The sequence below is a fragment of the Allobosea sp. TND4EK4 genome (assembly GCF_900156025.1).
GTDB lineage: Bacteria > Pseudomonadota > Alphaproteobacteria > Rhizobiales > Beijerinckiaceae > Allobosea.
The window spans coordinates 35,189-50,912 of sequence record NZ_FTMO01000010.1 but is presented as its reverse complement, the minus strand read 5'-3'; the positions used below and the strand labels follow the sequence as shown (position 1 = coordinate 50,912).

16 protein-coding genes are annotated in these 15,724 nt (G+C 67.9%); 11 read left to right on the top strand and 5 right to left on the bottom strand.

Annotated features, from left to right (window positions below; all coding sequences use genetic code 11):
* Positions 1-71: 71 nt before the first annotated feature.
* Positions 72-749, bottom strand: a complete 678-nt coding sequence (locus BW981_RS15740) for a GntR family transcriptional regulator (protein ID WP_210188677.1) — start codon at positions 747-749, stop codon at positions 72-74.
* Positions 750-1,058: 309 nt separating this feature from the next.
* Here BW981_RS15740 and BW981_RS15735 point away from each other — a divergent pair, with 309 nt between their 5' ends.
* From BW981_RS15735 to BW981_RS15690, 10 genes are all read left to right on the top strand, one after another.
* Positions 1,059-2,606 carry an ABC transporter substrate-binding protein gene (locus BW981_RS15735; RefSeq protein WP_076440899.1) on the top strand — a complete coding sequence of 516 codons (1,548 nt, stop codon included), beginning with the start codon at positions 1,059-1,061 and terminating at the stop codon, positions 2,604-2,606.
* Entirely contained in the window at positions 2,603-3,556 is a 954-nt protein-coding gene (locus tag BW981_RS15730) for an ABC transporter permease (protein WP_076440897.1), read from the top strand. Before BW981_RS15735 ends, BW981_RS15730 begins: the two co-directional genes overlap by 4 nt.
* Entirely contained in the window at positions 3,553-4,371 is an 819-nt protein-coding gene (locus BW981_RS15725; RefSeq protein ID WP_076440895.1) for an ABC transporter permease, read from the top strand. Before BW981_RS15730 ends, BW981_RS15725 begins: the two co-directional genes overlap by 4 nt.
* A gap of 45 nt (positions 4,372-4,416) precedes the next feature.
* On the top strand, positions 4,417-5,244 hold the full coding sequence (locus BW981_RS15720) for a creatininase family protein (RefSeq protein WP_076440893.1): 828 nt from the start codon (positions 4,417-4,419) through the stop codon (positions 5,242-5,244).
* Positions 5,245-5,315: 71 nt separating this feature from the next.
* Entirely contained in the window at positions 5,316-6,374 is a 1,059-nt protein-coding gene (locus BW981_RS15715) for an extracellular solute-binding protein (protein ID WP_076440891.1), read from the top strand.
* A 12-nt stretch (positions 6,375-6,386) separates the two neighbouring features.
* Positions 6,387-7,442, top strand: coding sequence for an ABC transporter ATP-binding protein (locus tag BW981_RS15710; protein ID WP_076440889.1), 1,056 nt, complete (start codon positions 6,387-6,389; stop codon positions 7,440-7,442).
* A complete protein-coding gene (locus tag BW981_RS15705; protein ID WP_076440887.1) occupies positions 7,439-8,281 on the top strand; it encodes an ABC transporter permease in 843 nt (280 codons plus the stop codon). The genes BW981_RS15710 and BW981_RS15705 overlap by 4 nt, the downstream gene beginning before the upstream one ends.
* Positions 8,278-9,066: an ABC transporter permease gene (locus BW981_RS15700; RefSeq protein ID WP_076440885.1), complete on the top strand. Its 789-nt coding sequence runs from the start codon at positions 8,278-8,280 to the stop codon at positions 9,064-9,066. Before BW981_RS15705 ends, BW981_RS15700 begins: the two co-directional genes overlap by 4 nt.
* 10 nt (positions 9,067-9,076) lie before the next feature.
* Complete coding sequence (locus BW981_RS15695; RefSeq protein ID WP_076440883.1) at positions 9,077-9,754, top strand: RraA family protein; 678 nt, start codon at positions 9,077-9,079, stop codon at positions 9,752-9,754.
* Positions 9,755-9,801: 47 nt separating this feature from the next.
* Positions 9,802-10,767 (top strand): 2-hydroxyacid dehydrogenase, encoded by a 966-nt coding sequence (locus BW981_RS15690; protein ID WP_076440881.1) that lies wholly within the window; start codon positions 9,802-9,804, stop codon positions 10,765-10,767.
* Positions 10,768-10,908: 141 nt separating this feature from the next.
* On the opposite strand, the gene BW981_RS15685 is transcribed toward BW981_RS15690, so the two are convergent.
* From BW981_RS15685 to BW981_RS15670, 4 genes are all read right to left on the bottom strand, one after another.
* Positions 10,909-11,664, bottom strand: a complete 756-nt coding sequence (locus BW981_RS15685; RefSeq protein ID WP_076440879.1) for an SDR family NAD(P)-dependent oxidoreductase — start codon at positions 11,662-11,664, stop codon at positions 10,909-10,911.
* Positions 11,637-12,674: a ketopantoate reductase family protein gene (locus tag BW981_RS15680; protein ID WP_076440877.1), complete on the bottom strand. Its 1,038-nt coding sequence runs from the start codon at positions 12,672-12,674 to the stop codon at positions 11,637-11,639. The genes BW981_RS15685 and BW981_RS15680 overlap by 28 nt, the downstream gene beginning before the upstream one ends.
* Before the next feature lie 76 nt (positions 12,675-12,750).
* Positions 12,751-14,340 (bottom strand): ABC transporter substrate-binding protein, encoded by a 1,590-nt coding sequence (locus tag BW981_RS15675; protein WP_076440875.1) that lies wholly within the window; start codon positions 14,338-14,340, stop codon positions 12,751-12,753.
* Positions 14,337-14,888, bottom strand: a complete 552-nt coding sequence (locus BW981_RS15670) for a MarR family winged helix-turn-helix transcriptional regulator (protein WP_083712402.1) — start codon at positions 14,886-14,888, stop codon at positions 14,337-14,339. The genes BW981_RS15675 and BW981_RS15670 overlap by 4 nt, the downstream gene beginning before the upstream one ends.
* 134 nt (positions 14,889-15,022) lie before the next feature.
* Here BW981_RS15670 and BW981_RS15665 point away from each other — a divergent pair, with 134 nt between their 5' ends.
* Entirely contained in the window at positions 15,023-15,724 is a 702-nt protein-coding gene (locus tag BW981_RS15665; RefSeq protein ID WP_076440873.1) for a creatininase family protein, read from the top strand.

Genomic DNA, 15,724 nt, shown 5'->3' with positions numbered 1-15,724 from the left:
GTTTGACTATTGATCGGGCGGCTCGCATCCCGGGTCTCGCGGGCGGCGCATCAGGTGCCGGGCCCATTCTGTCAGGGAGCGTGCGGCAGACGGGAAACCACGCCGACGATCGGCCTCAGATGCTGCTCGAGGATGGCAAGCGCCCCGGCCTCGTCCCAGAGGGACAGGGCGGAGAGCAGCGCCTGGTGCTCGCGGCTGATCCGCGCCGTCCGGGTGGGGTCGGTGCTGATCGCCGTCATCGCGACACGCTGCTGCCTTGCGCCGAGGGACTGGTAGAGTTCCGACAGCACCACGTTCCCGACCGCCGCCACCATCACGAAATGGAAGCGCCGGTTGAGTTCGATCCGCTCGAAGTAGTCGTCCTGCGGCAGCGCCTCGATCGCATGAAGGATCGTCGCCATCTGCGGCGGGATCGGGATCTCCTCCCGGCAGATCCGCTGGATGGCATGCCCCTCGATCATCCGCCGCGCCTCGTAGAGGTCGAGGAGTTCCTGTGCCGTGACCTGCCGGACCAGCGCGCCGCGCCGCGGCAGCAGATCGATGAAGCGCTCGGCCTCGAGGCGGTGGAACGCTTCGCGCACCGGCGTGCGCGAGACGCCGAGGGCCGACGAAATTTCCTCCTCCTCGACGAAGGAACCTCCGGCGAAACGGCCGCGCAGAATCTGCTCGCGCACATAAAGATAGACGCGCTCGCGCGTCGGGCGCCCGCGCTCGCTACCGGCGTCGTCCTGCTGGTCGATCATCGCCATGGCCGCCTCGCCCCGTCTTGCCGCGCCTTGCGACTTTGGTGGTAGACTCCCAAAAATCCGCCACGTATACATGATGCATCAGAAGCGGGGCGCGCGTCCAGAGACGGTTGCGCGACCCACGCCCGGGAACGAATCGTGCCGTTGTCGAAGATGATTGCGCAGGAGCGGAGCTGTCGCGGGAGGCCCGAGGGCCGCCGCGCGGGAGCCTGTCGCGGCATCATCCTTGCTATCGATGTACGCTCGTCCCTGCACCCGCGGCCGACAGCCGCCGCAGCCTGACAACGGCGACCAGCAGCAGAGGATCAGACGATGAGCATCTCCCGGCGTTCTCTCCTTGGTGCGGGTCTGGTCTCTCCTCTCCTTGCTGCCCCGATCCTCGTCTCCCCCATGCTGGGCCGCGCGGCCCGCGCCCAGGCTTCGGCCGGCATCATCCGCTACGGCCTCTCCGCCTTCCCGCCGAACCTCCAGCCCTGGGTCTCGACCGGCGCCTCGGCGGGCACGGTCAAGATGCTGCTCCACCGCAGCCTCGTCTCCTATGGGCCGGACGGAAACCTGCGCGGCGAGCTCGCCGAATCCTGGGCGCATGAAGCGGACGGGGCCTGGGTCTTCAAGCTGCGGAAGGGCTGCGTCTTCCAGAACGGCGAGCCGGTCACCGCCGACGACGTGAAATGGTCGATCGAGCAGATCGCCGGCGAGAAATCGACCGCCTATATGCGCACCCAGTTCCAGCAGATCGAGCGGATCGAGATCCCCGACCCCGCGACGGTGAAGCTCTATACCAAGGAGCCGCAGGCGACGCTGCCGAGCTGGTTCGGCAACTACAACACCTTCATCATCTGGCGGAAATCGCAGGCCAACGAGCCGATCGGCGCCGGTCCCTTCCGCCTCGTCGGTCAGGAGCGTGGCTCGTCCATCGAGGTCGCGCCCTTCGACAAGTTCTACAAGCCCGGCATGCCGAAGGTGAAGGGCATCAAGTTCATCGTCTATGCCGATGAGAACCTGCGCAACGCCGCCCTGATGTCCGGCGACGTCGACATGATCGAATACGTGCCCTGGCAGTCGATGGCCGCCGTCGAGGCCGATCAGCGATTGAAGCTCGACACTCAGGAGGGCCCGTTCATGGACGTGCTCTTCAACGGCACCAAGCCGCCCTTCAACGACCCGCGTGTGCGCCGCGCCATTGCCCATGCGATCCGCCGCGAGGACATCGTCAAGGTCGCCTTCTTCGGCCGCGGCAAGCCGCTGGAAGGGGTGCCGATCGTCGAGGGCACGCCTTGGTACGACGACAAGCTCGCCCATGGCTGGAACTACGATCCGGCGCGCGCCAAGGCGCTGCTGGCCGAGGCCGGCTTCGCCAACGGCTTCCAGTCGACGCTGCTCGCCACCGCCCAGTTCGGCATGCACAAGGACACGGCGGAGGTCGTGCAGCAGCATCTGGCCGAGGTCGGCATCCAGTGCGAGCTCCAGCTGCCCGACTGGTCGACCCGCGTCAGCCGCGGCACGCGCGGCCAGTACGACATGGCGATCCACGGCGTCTCGGCCGACAACAACGATCCCGACGGCCTGAGCGTGGTGCTCGACACCTCGCTCTCGCCGACGCATGGCCGCTCCTTCAAGGTCGATGCCCCGCGCACCATCGCGGCTCTGGCGAAGGGTCGCGCCGAGTTCGACCAGGCCAAGCGCGTCGCGATCTACAAGGAGATGCAGGCGGCGGCACTGGAGGAGGTGCCGCTCGTCGGCCTCGCATGGCGCCAGCAGGGCTATGGCATGGCCAAGAACGTCTCCGGCTTCGTCAACCTGCCGGGAGCGCTGTCCAACTCCTCAGGCAACATGCTCGAGCAGACCTTCTTCGCATGAGCGCGGCCTGGCTCACACGGCGGGTCCTGCTGACCATCCTGACGGCCTGGCTTGTCGCCACCATCGTCTTCATGGCGCTGCACATGGTGCCGGGAGACCCCGCCGAGCTGCTGCTCTCGACCTCGGGCGCGATGCCCGACCCTGCTGCCGTGGCGGAGCTCAGGGAGCGCCTCGGCCTCGATCAGTCGATCATGACGCAATATGGCCGCTTCCTCGCGGGACTGGTCCGGGGCGATCTCGGAAATTCGCTGGTCGATGACTATCCCGTGCTGCAGGAGATCGCGCTCAGGCTGCCCCGCACGCTGGAGCTGATCATCGCCGGGACGCTGATCGCCGTCATCTTCGGCATTCCGGCCGGCGTCTATGCCGCGATCCATCGCGGCGGCATCTTCGACCGGGCCGCCTCCTGGGTGACGGCGCTTCTTCTCGCCGTCCCGGTCTTCGTCGTCGGCACGCTGCTGGTGCTGCTCTTCGCTCAGACCTTGCGGCTGATGCCGGCGGGCGGCTTCACGCCCTTCGCGCAGGATCCCGCGCAGCATCTCAAGCTGCTCGCTCTCCCGGCCGTCGCCATCGCCAAGGGGCTGGCGGCCGTGCTCTTCCGCATGACGCGGGCTGCCACGCTCGATGCGCTCGCCCATGATTATGTCCGCACCGCCCGCGCTAAGGGGCTTTCGCCGGGCCGCGTGCTCGCGGTTCATGTCCTGCGCAACGCCATGAACCCGGTGGTGACCGTGCTGGGTCTCCAGATGGGCACGCTGCTCGGCGGCACCGTCCTCGTCGAATACGTCTTCAACTGGCCCGGCCTGTCGACGCCGCTGCTGCGCGCGGTCGAGGGCCGCGACTACCCGATGGTCGTCGGCATCGTGCTGACGATCTCGGTTCTGTTCCTCCTGATCAACCTCGTGGTCGAGCTTGTGCACGCCGCGATCGATCCCCGGGTGCAGTCATGAAGCGCCGCGGTCTCGCCAGGCTTGCGATCCCCGGGGCCTTCGTCGCGCTCATCCTGCTGCTGGCGGTCGCGGCGCCGCTGCTGCCGATGCCGGATCCGATCCGTCAGGACATTGCGCGCCGGCTCGCGGGCCCGATGCCGGGCTCCTGGCTCGGCCGCGACGAATTCGGCCGGGACGTCCTTTCGCGCCTGATCTGGGGCGCGCGGACGAGCCTCTCGGTCGCCTTCGCCTCGGCGCTCTTCGCCGGGCTGGTCGGCGTGACGCTGGGTCTGATCGGCGGCTGGAGCCGCAGCTGGAGCGCGTCCTTCACGGTGCGCGGCGTCGAGATCATCATGTGCTTCCCGCCGGTGCTGCTCGCTTTGCTGGTGGTCACGCTGCTTGGCCCCGGCGCCGCCACGCTCATCCTCGTGCTCTCGGTGCTCTATGTGCCCGGCTTCGCCCGCGTCACCTATGCTGAGGTGCTGGCGGTGAAGGGGCGCGAATATGTCGAGGCCGCCCGCGCCCTGGGCGCCCGGCCGAGCCGCATCCTGTTCCGCACCGTGCTGCCGAACATCGCCGGCCCGTTGCTGGTCCAGTTCTCGCTGGCGGTCGCGGCGGCGGTGGTGCTGGAAAGCGGCCTCTCCTTCCTAGGCCTCGGCGTCGTGCCCCCCGCCCCCTCCTGGGGCCTGATGATCCGCGGCGCGCGCGCCACCATGGAGCAGGCGCCGCTGCTGCTGCTCTGGCCCTGCGCGGCGCTGACCCTCACCATCCTCGCGATGAACCTGCTTTGCGACGCGCTGCGCGACTGGCTCGACCCGCGCACCACGGACCACTGAACCAGCCTGCAATTACCGACGAGCTTGAAGGAAGGACGACGCATCATGGCAGCCAAGACCGAACCGCTGGTCCATATGGGCACCATCACCGGCGGCGAAGCCCGCCAGATCCTCGACGCCAACCCGGTCATCCTGCTGCCGATGGGCAGCCATGAGGACCAGGGCCCGCATGCGCCGATGGGCGACTACCTGCTGGCCGAGAAGATCGCCGAGCTCGCCGCCATCCGCGCCAGCAAGGCCGGCACGCGCACCCTCGTCGCCCCCGTCCTGCCCTTCGGCGGCAATGACTGGTTCGGCTCGATGAAGGGCGGCATCGCCATCTCGCAGGCAACGCTGACTCAGGTCATCGCCGAGATGGTCGAATCCCTGCACCGGAACGGCCTGACCCGCGTCATCGTCATCAACGGCCATGGCGGCAATGTCGGCCCGATCGCCGAGGTCGCCCGCGACCTCTATCTGCGCGAGGAGATCGTGCTGCCGAGCCTTTATCTCTGGCGCATCGGCTACGGGCTGCTGCCGGGCATCCTCGGCGGAGCCGACAAGGCCGCCGCCGTCGCCGGCCATGGCTCGGACCCGCTGACCTCCATCGGCCTGCACCTCTTCCCCGAGCTGATCCGCAAGGACTTGATTCCCGAGGGCAAGCCGCTGAAGAAGGACCCGGTGCTCGGCCTGCCCTTCACGGGTCTGGGCACGGCGAGCTTCGACGGCCATGAGGTCGCGATGCCCAACGAATATGACGAGGTCTACAATCTCGGCGTCGCCAAGGGCGATCCGCGCCTGTGCTCGGCGGAGACGGGTGCCCAGCTCACCGAGAAGCTGACCGACATCTGCGCCCGCTTCATCGCGCATTTCGCCAGCAAGATCCCGGCCTGATCCACTTGGCCTGCCGCGGCATGTCCGCGGCAGGCCACTTCGCCCGCTGTCGTCGCTGCAGGAGAATCCCGATGCCGACCCGCCGCCTCATCCTCAAGACCGGCCTTGCCACCATCGCGATGCCCGCCGTGCTGCGCGCACAGTCCCTGAGCGGGCAGATCACGCTGATGTCCTATTCGGGCATCTTCCAGGACAACTACACCAAGACGGTGATCGAGCCCTTCATGGCCGCCCATCCGGGCGTGAAGGTGAATTACGCACCGGGTGGCAGCTCGGCGCAGATGGTTGGCACCATCCGGGCGCAGAAGGCCGATCCTCAGGTCGACGTCACCATCATGGACGTCACCACCTCGACCATCGGCAACATCGAAGGCCTGTTCGACAAGCTGACGCCGGCCGAATTCCCGGTGCTTGACGAATTGCTGCCCGAGGCGCGTGCCGCCGGCGGAGAATACGGTCCGGCCGTGACCTTCGACAACCTCGTGCTGGTCTATGATTCCGCGCTGACCCCGCCGCTGACGAAGCTCGCCGACCTCTGGCGCCCCGATCTCAAGGGCCAGATCGCGCTCGCGGCCCCGCCGAACATCCAGGGGCTGGCACTGACGGCGATGGTCGAGAAGATGGAGGGCGGCGACTATCGCAAATCCATCGACGCGGCGATGAAGAAGCTCAGGGCGCTCGCCCCTTCGGTCAACACCTTCGAGCCCAATCCGGACGGCTACTCCCTGATCCTCAACGGCGTGGTGAAGGTGGCGACTGGCTGGAACGCACGCTCGCAGATCTACGGCGACCAGTCGAACGGCAAGCTCGTTTCGCTGCTGCCGCCGGAAGGCTCGGTCTTCCAGATCAACACCATCAACCTCACGGCCGGCTCCAAGAACCGTGCCGCGGCGGCCGCCTTCATCAAGCACGCCCTGTCCCAGCCGGCGCAGAAGGCCTTCACCGAGCGCATGTTCTACGCGCCGGCGAACGGGAAGGCGCAGATCGACCCCAAGGCGGCCGCCCGCACCGCGGCCTCGCCCGAGAACCGCGCCCGCATGATCGGGGTGGACTGGAACGACATCCTCAAGGTCCGCGACCAGTGGAACAACCGCTGGCGGCGTGAAGTCATCGCCCAGGCGGGTCGCTGAACGGCCGGATCGATGAGCTATCTCGAACTCGCCGGCCTGCAGAAGCGCTTCGGCAACGCCACTGCCGTGGACGACGTCTCATTGAGCGTCGCCAAGGGCGAGGCCGTCGCGCTGCTCGGCCCCTCCGGCTGCGGCAAGACGACGACGCTGCGGATGCTGGCCGGGCTGATCGAGCCCGACAGGGGCACGATCCGGATCGATGGGGCCGAGATCACCCGCCTGCCGGCCCACAGGCGCAATATGGGCTATGTCTTCCAGTCCTATGCGCTGTTCCCGCACCTCTCGGTCGCGCGCAACGTCGCCTTCGGGCTGGAGGAGCGCGGCCGTCCCAAGGCCGAGATCGCCCGGCAGGTCGAGGAGGCGCTGGCGCTGGTGCGGCTCTCGGGGCTGGACGCGCGCCGGCCGCGCGAGCTCTCGGGCGGCCAGCAGCAGCGGGTGGCGCTGGCGCGAGCGCTGGTCATCCACCCGTCCGTGCTGCTGCTCGACGAGTCGCTGTCGAATCTCGATGCCAAGCTGCGCGACGCGATGCGCCACGAGATCCGCTCGATCCAGCGGGCGCTCGGCATCACCACGCTCTTCGTCACCCATGACCAGGTCGAGGCGCTGACGATGTGCGACCGGATTGCGGTGATGCATCGCGGCCGCATCGCCCAGATCGGCGCCCCGGAAGAGATCTACGAAAAGCCGGCCACCCGCTTCGTCGCCGAATTCGTCGGCCGCGCCAATGCCCTGCCGGCCGAACGCGGCCCGGACGGACAGGTGCGGCTCTGGAACGAGACTCTGGCGCTCGCGGCACCGGCGGACGGCTCCTTCGACGTCTTTGTCAGGCCGCAGCGCATGCGCATCGTGCCGGTTTCCGAGCCTGCCGGGCCTGATACCGCCCGTGTGTCCGGCCGCGTCCTGCGCAGCGTCTTCGTCGGCGATCATGTCGAGGTGCTGATCGAGGGCGCGGGAGGGCAGCTCACGGTCGAGATGCCCTCGGGCTCGCCGGCTCCGGCGGAGGGCAGCGAGGTCGCCGTGGTCTGGCCCGCCACTGAGAGCCGCGTCTTCGCGCGCGAGGCGCCATGAGCGCGACGCGCCGGCTGCCCTGGCTGCTGCTCCCGGCCGGGCTCTTCGTGCTGGGCATCTATGCTTGGCCGACGCTGCTGTTGCTGCGCAACGCCTTCAACGAGGTCGGCCCGACCGGGGCGATGGTCGAGGCCATGTCGCTGAAGACCGCGACGGAGACCTTCGCGGACGGCTTCACCTTCGAGCTGACCTGGAACTCGCTCTGGCTCTCGGCGACGGCGACGACGATCGCGCTCGCCTTATCCTATCCGCTCTCGCTCTTCCTCTTCCGCACCACCTCGCGCTGGCGCGGCATCCTCGCCGTCATCGCGATCCTGCCGATGCTGATCTCAGGCGTGGTGCGCGTCTTCGGCTGGCTCGCGATCCTCGGCGACCGCGGCCTCGTCAACGGGCTGCTGCAATCGCTCGGGCTGATCTCGGCGCCGCTGAAACTGGTCTTCAACTGGACGGGCGTCACCATCGGCCTCGCCGAGAGCATCATGCCCTACATGATCCTGGCGCTGCTCGCCGGCTTCGGCCAGCTCGACCGCACGCTGGAAGAGGCTTCCCGCTCGCTCGGGGCCTCGCCGGCCCGCACCTTCCTGCGCGTGACGCTGCCGCTCAGCCTGCCCGCCATCGTGCTGGCGGCGGGCCTTGGCTTCGTCCTCTCCATGTCGGCCTACATCACGCCGAAGCTTCTCGGCGGCGGCCGCGTCTTCGTGCTCGCGACGGAGATCTTCGAGCAGGCGACGACCAACACCAACTGGCCGGTCGCGGCCGTTCTGGCGCTCTACACGCTCGCCCTGCTGCTGGTGCTTCTCGCCCTGTCAAATCTCCTCGCCCGGAGGCTCAGGCGATGAACGGCGCCGGCCCTCTCCTCTCGACGCTGGCGGGCATCGTCTATGCGCTGATCCTGGCGCCGATCGTCGTCGTCTTCGCGCTCGCCTTCTCAGCCGACAATTTCATCCTGTTCCCGCCTTCGGGCTATTCGCTGCGCTGGTTCCAGGCGCTCGGGCATCACGGCCCGCTGCTGGCATCGCTGTGGCTGAGCGTGCAGGTCGCATCCGTGGTCACCTTGTGTTCGCTGCTGGTCGGCGTGCCGGCGGCGCTGGCTCTCGCGAAGGGCGAGTTCCGCGGCAAGGACGCGCTGACCGGCTTCTTCCTCGCCCCGCTCCTGCTGCCGACGCTGATTACCGGTCTCGCCTTGCTGCTCTTCTTCACGCCGCTGCGGCTGACCGCGACGCTGCCCGGCCTCGTGCTCGGCCACATGACGGTGACGGTGCCCTTCGTCATCCGGATGATGACGACGGCGCTCGCCAATCTTCCCCACGACATCGAGGCGGCGGCCGCCACCCTCGGCGCCACGCCCTGGCGGGTCGTGCGGCGTGTCACGCTGCCGCTGGCGGCGCCGGGGCTCATCGCCTGCGCCTGCCTCTCCTTCCTGCTCTCCTTCGACGAGACGGTGATCTCGCTGTTCATCTCCGGCCCGCGCGCCTCCACGCTGCCGGTCGAGATGGTGCGCTATGTCGAAGGCCGCACCGACCCGCTGATCGCGGCCTTGTCCGTCGTCCTCATCATCGCCACGCTGATCGTCGTCGTCGCGGTCGAACGCCTTGTCGGCGTCGCCCGCGCCGTCGGCAAATAGGAGAAGAGATATGCCCGACTATCGCATCGCCCCCATGCCCGAGCCGCTTCCCGCGGCACTGGTCGAGAAGCTGCTCAAGGTCGAGACCGCGACCGTCGGCCATTCCCAGCACTGGGGTTTCATGGATCGCGGCATCCAGCCGCTGCTGCGCACCAAGCGCATCGCCGGCGTCGCGGTGACGCTCGCGATCCCCGGGCAGGATTCGACGCTGCTGCACCACACCCTCGGCCTGCTGCGCCCCGGCGACATCCTGGTCGTCGACCGCCTCGGTGACGACAAGCACGCCTGCTGGGGCGGCGGCGTCACCGTCGCGGCCAAGGCTGCCGGCGCGGCCGGCGGCATCGTCGACGGGCCCTGCACGGACCTCACCGAGATCCAGGATTCCGATTTCCCGATGTGGTGCCGCGGCATGTCGCCGATCACCACCCGCCTCTACAATCTCGGCGGCACGCTCAACCACCCCATCTCCTGCGGCAACGTGCCGGTGAAGGCGGGCGACGTCATCCTCGCCGATGAATCCGGCGTGCTGGTGCTGCCCCGTGACGAGGCCGAGGCCATCGCCGACGCCGCCATCGCGCGCCAGGAGCGCGGCGAGAAGACGCAGGACCGCGTCAAGGCCGGCGAGAAGCTCGGCGATATCTCCGGCGCCACCAGGATGGTGCTCGACGCGCTGGCCCAGAACGGCTGAGCCGGCCCTCTCCTCGTCCGACGCTTCTTCACACCGGAACACCGACAATGCCCGAGACCATCGTTCTGCTCGATATGACGACGCCCCAGCGCGCCGACCGCCTGCGCGAGTTGCTGCCCGAGGGCTTCGTGCTGACACACGGCACCGCCCGCGGCGACGAGCACATGAAGGAGATCATCGCCGAGGCCGATTACGCCATCGCCGGGCAGGTGCCCGTCTCGGGCGATGTCCTGCGCGCCGGCAAGAAGCTGAAGCTCCTGCACAAATGGGGCGTCGGCTACGACAATATCGACATCGACACCGCCAGGGAGCTCGGCATCAAGGTGGCACGCACCACCGGCTCCAACGCTCTGCCCGTGGCTGAATTCACGCTCGGCCTGATGCTGTCCTCGCTGCGCTTCATCGCCTATGGCCATGAGGAGCTGAAGAAGGGCCACTGGGCCACCGGCAAGCTGCCGGGCGACACCTACATGCTCTCGGGCAAGACGGTCGGCGTCGTCGGCTTCGGCGCCATCGGCAAGAACGTCGCCAGGCTGCTGAAGGGCTTCGGCTGCACGATCCTCTATTCGAAGCGCACCCCGCTCAGCGCCGCCGAGGAGGCGGAACTCGGCGTCCGCCACGCGACGATGGCCGAAATCCTGAGCCAGGCCGACGTCGTCTCGCTCCACTGCCCGCTGACGCCGGAGACCACGAACCTCATCGACGCCGCCGCCTTCAAGGCGATGAAGAAGACCGCCGTCCTGGTCAACTGCGCTAGAGGCGGTGTCGTCAACGAGGCGGATCTGGTCGATGCGCTGCGGGCACGGGAGATCGCCGGCGCGGCGATGGACGTTTACGCGGTCGAGCCGCTGCCGCCGGAGAGCGAACTTCTGACGCTCGACAATCTGGTGGTGACGCCGCACCTCGCCGCCATGGCGGCCGACAATTTCGCGCCTACCGTGAAGCGCATGTTCGCCAACATGCAGCACGTCTCGCGCGGCGAGCCCGTGCCGCCGCTCGATCTGGTGGTGTAATGCGTTGAAACCACCGCTGGTCTTGAAGAGAGCGCGTGTCATCCCGGGTGAAGCGAAGCGGAGACCCGGGATCCACGCCTGAACGGTTCCGGAATGGGTCCCGGGTCAAGCCCGGGACGACGGCGAGGTTCCGATCACGATCTAAGACCGCCCGCCATCCACCGAGAGCACCTGACCGGTCACCCAGCCTGCCTGCTCGCCGAGGAAGAACAGCGCCGCATGGGCGATATCCTGCGGCGTGCCGAGGCGGCGGGTATGGATGCCGTCGATGAGCCGCTTCTGCCCTTCGGGTCCATAGCTCTCCCATTGCCGCTCGGTCGCGGGGTTCGAGCGCACGAAGCCTGGCGCCACCGAGTTCACGGTGATGCCGTGCGGCCCGAACTCCCAGGCGAGCTGCTTGGTGAGCCCCACCAGCGCGTGCTTGGCGCTGGCATAGGCCTGGATGCCGGTGAGACTCGGGCGCAGCCCGGCGCCGGACGAGATGGTGACGATGCGGCCATAACGCGCCTTGCGCATCACCGGGGCGGCGGCCTGCGCGAGGAAGAAGGCGGCATCGACATTGGCCGCGAAGATGACGCGCCAGTCCTCCTCGGAAATCTCCTCGATCGGCCGGCCGACCTGTCCGCGCACGCCGCCCGCCGCATGGACGAGCAGATCGAGCCCGTCATCGGTCTCAACGATCTCCCGGACCAGCGCCTGCGCCGCTTCCGGCGAGCCGAGATCGGCGGCATGCGCTGTCGCGCCGATCTCGGCTGCCGTCGCACTTACGCCGGCCGCATCGATATCGGCAAGATGGACGCTGGCGCCGGCTTCCACCAGCGCGGTGGCGATGGCGCGGCCAATACCCTGAGCGGCGCCAGTGACGAGGGCTACGCGGCCGTCGAAGCGGTTGTGCATGTGTCGACCAGAGCCTTCAGCGTCTCGAAGGCCATCGGGCGACGGCCTTCCTCGATGTCGTGGATGAGCGAGACCAGCGTCTCGATCACGGGCGTCGCGACGCCGGCCTCGCGGCCGAGGGTGGCGATGACGCCGATCTGAGGATCGACCTCGGTCTTGCGCTTGCGCACGGCAAGATCGCGCCAGATGCCGGAATGCGTCTTGGCGGTCTGCGAGGTGTAGCCGGCCAGCCAGGCGATGGTGTCGATCTGCGGGCCTTCGGGGGCCCCGGGTGCGAACACCATGGGATCGAACTGCCCGAATCCGAGCGAGGTCACGCCGCGCGCCGCGGCGACCGCGCCAACCTCCCGCCCCAGCGCGAGCCAGACCGGAAGCCGCTGCGGATCGGCGAAGTTCGCCGACATCGAATCCTCTGTCAGCGCCGTGCCGAACAGCATCGCGCCATAGGCGAGCTTGCCCCAGAGATAGCCGAAGATGTTGTCGGTCAGGATGGAAGCGGGATCGAACAGCTTGAGCAGCCGGTGCATCTCGGCCACGCGCTCGGTTCTGGCACCGTCGAGTTCGCCCACGACGACGGCGCCGCGATTGCCGTAGAGGATCTCGCCGTCGCCGAGCCAGTCCGCTCCGAAATTGACGAAGCAGCCCATGGTGCGCGCCGCGCCGACCTCGCGCGAAATCGCAAGTTCGTTCAGGCCGTTCTGGGCCGAGAGCACATAGCCGTCCTCGGCGAGATGCCGCTTCAGCTGCGCCAGCGCCGCCTCGGTCGCACCCGCCTTCACCGCGAGCACGATGCGCGAATAGGTGCCGCTCAACTCCTGCGGCGTCACCGCCGGCACGACCTGCCGGAATGTCTCGACCGGGCCCGAGATCGAAAGCCCGCTTGTGCGGCAGGCCTCGACATGGCCCGGCACGATGTCGACCATCAGAACCGGCACGCCCGCGCGCGCCCAATAGGCACCGAGCGTGCCGCCGATGGCGCCTGCGCCCCAGATCAGGATCGGTTCGCTCATGGCCGTCTCATGCCCCGGATGATGAAACGGGCGCCGGATCACGGCGCCCGCAAGGGATGGCCTTCCCGGCCGTGCGTTACTTCGCGGGCTTGATGTCCATCGCCAGCGTGTCCTCGTCGACGCGCGGCTTGATCGTCACCTTGTCCTTCTGCATCGCCCAGGCCGAGCCGACCGAGGCGATGGACAGGCGCGGGCGCTCCTTGGCGACGATCGCGGCGACGTCCGAGAGCATCTTGTTGCGCTTGGCCTCGTCCATCTCGATGCCGGCATCCTCGATCAGCTTGTCGACCTCGGCGTTCTTATAGCCGAGCAGGTTGAAGGCGCCGAGCTTCTTGGCCGGATCGTTGGAATGGACCAGCGAGGACAGGGTGTAGTTCGCCTCGCCCGTCAGCGTGCCCCAGCCGGACATCGCCATCGAGTATTCGGCGCGGGCGCGGGCCGGGAAGAACACCGCGCCCGGCTGGGCATTCGCGACCACTTCGATGCCGATGCGCGCCAGCATCTGCGCGATCGAGGTGCCGACCTGGCGGTCGCCGGGCAGGCGGTCGTTGGTGAAGGAGAAGGTCACCTTGAAGCCATTGGCGTAGCCGGCCTCCTCCATCAGCTTCCTGGCCTTGGCGACATCCGGCTTGAGCGCCGGAAGCGACTTGTTGAAGCCCGCGATGGTCGGGGTGACGAGCTGGTTGGCGGTGGCGCCCAGCCCTTCCATCGCGATCTCGACCAGGGTCGGCCGGTCGATGGCGGTGTCGATCGCCTCGCGCACCTTGGCGTCCTGCAGCGGGTTCTTCGGCAGGGCCGAACCGTCCTTGGCCGTCACCTGCGGAGCCTTGTCGCGCAGGTCGAGCTCCAGGTTGAACAGATAGACGCTGTCGACCGTCGCCACGGTGAGCTTCGGATCGCGCTTCAGCGTCGGCACGTCCGAGGCCGGGGCGCGCACGATGATATCGACCTGACCCGCCTTGAGCTGCGCGACGCGGGCGGCGTCGTTGGGCAGCTCCTTGCGCAGAACCTTGGCCCAAGGCTGCTTTTCGCCCCAATAGCCGTCGAAGCGGTCGAGCACGAGCTGGTCCTTCGGGGTCCACGAGACGAACTTGTAAGGCCCGGTGCCGATCGCCGCCTTGCCGGTGTTGAAAGCCTCGTTCGCATTGTCCTTGGTCAGGCCGGCCGCCGCCTTGTGCGAGACGATGAAGAGCCGGATGAAGTCGTTCGGCAGGTTCGGCGCCGGCCCGTCGGTAACGACCTGGACGGTGAGCGGATCGATGATCTTCACCTCCTTGACGCGGCGGACATAGATCGTCGTCGGGTTGGGGCCGGCGACGGTCGGAATGCGCTCGATCGAGAACTTGACGTCCTCGGCGGTGAAGTCCGAGCCGTCATGGAATTTCACGCCGGGGCGCAGCTTGAACTCCCAGACGCTGGGCTCGATCGCCTTCCAGCTCGTCGCCAGCCGCGGCTCGAGCTGGAGCTGGTCGCCCGACCAGATCAGCGTGTCGAAGACATGCTTCAGCGCCTCGGCATGGGTGCCGGTCGCGGTGTAGTGCGGATCGATCGATTCCGGCCCGGCGCGCACGCCGATGGTAAGCGTCTGGGCGAGCGCGCCGGTGGAGACGGCGGCGCCGAGGAACGCCGCGAAGGCGGCAAGGCGGAAGCTGCGGGCGATGGTCATGTGGTGGTCCCCTCTCGTTCGAGTTCATGCGGCCAGGCCGGCGAGGCGATGACCATCTTGTCCATCAGCGCGCAGAGCTGGCGCTGTTCGTCGTCGCTGAGGCAGGCGAGCATGGCCTTCTGCTGCTGCTGCATCAGCGGCATCGTCTCGTCGAAGATCTGGCGGCCGGCCGGCGTCAGGTGCAGCACATAGCTGCGCAGATCGGTCGGGTCGCTCTCGCGTTTGAGAAGGCGCCTTTGCAGCAGCTTCTGGATCGCGCGCGACAGCGTGTTCTTCGGCAGGCCGGCCGAGGCGACGATGTTCTTGGCGGCGACGCCCTCGCGCAGGCCCACCGCATAGAGCGCCACGAAATCAGGCCGCACCAGCCCGTAGCGGGTCTCGATCCAGCGATAGACCGGATCGTTGAAGCGGAAGGCGACGAAATTCAGCCGAAACGAGAGCCAGCAGGGATTGTCCCACAGCTTGGTCACGATCAGCGGATCGAGCGCGGTCAGCGCCTCGACACGCACGGGATCCACCTGTGACAACGATGTCGGCGAGCGCGCCATGCGGTCCCCCGTTTGGTTCCAAATGGAACTTGACGCTCCGGGAGGTTGAAGTCAAGGATGGCGTGCCGGTCATTCGCCAGCGCGGTGGCATCGCTATTGATCACCGTATTTCCGCCTTAAGCAAGGATCGCGCCGTGCTGGTCGCCGAGATGAACTGGATGCAGATCGAGGAGCAGGCCAGGCGGGACGACCGCTGCGTCCTGCCGCTCGGCAGCGTCGAGCAGCACGCCTATTTGAGCCTCGCCACCGACGTCATCCTCTCCGAGCGCGTCGCCCGCGAGGCAGCCGAGCCGCTCGGCATCCCCGTTTTTCCGGTTCTCGCCTATGGGCTGACGCCGGGCTTCCTGAATTTCCCCGGCAGCATCTCGCTGAAGATGAGCACCTATGCGGCGCTCCTCGGCGACATCTTCGACGGTTTTTACCGCTCGGGCTTTCGCCGCATCGTGCTGGTCAACGGCCATGGCGGCAATTCACCGGCTCTGAACTTCGCCACCGAGTGGCTGGATGGCCACCCCGATGCGAGCATCCGCCTGCACAACTGGTGGGCGGCGCCGCAATTCCAGGCAGCGGTGAAGGCGATCGACCCCGCCGCCTCGCATGCGTCCTGGATGGAGAACTTCCCCTGGACCCGGCTTGCCGGCGTCGCCATGCCTGACACGCTGAAGGCACCCTTCAACGCCGCGGAGTATCAGGCGGCGAGCCCGGCCAAGCGCCGCGCGATCCTCGGCGATGGCAATTTCCACGGCCTCTACCAGAGGCCCGACGACGAGATGCTGCATGTCTGGAAGGTCGGCGTCGAGGAAACCCGCGCCGCGATGACGGAAAACTGGCCGTGA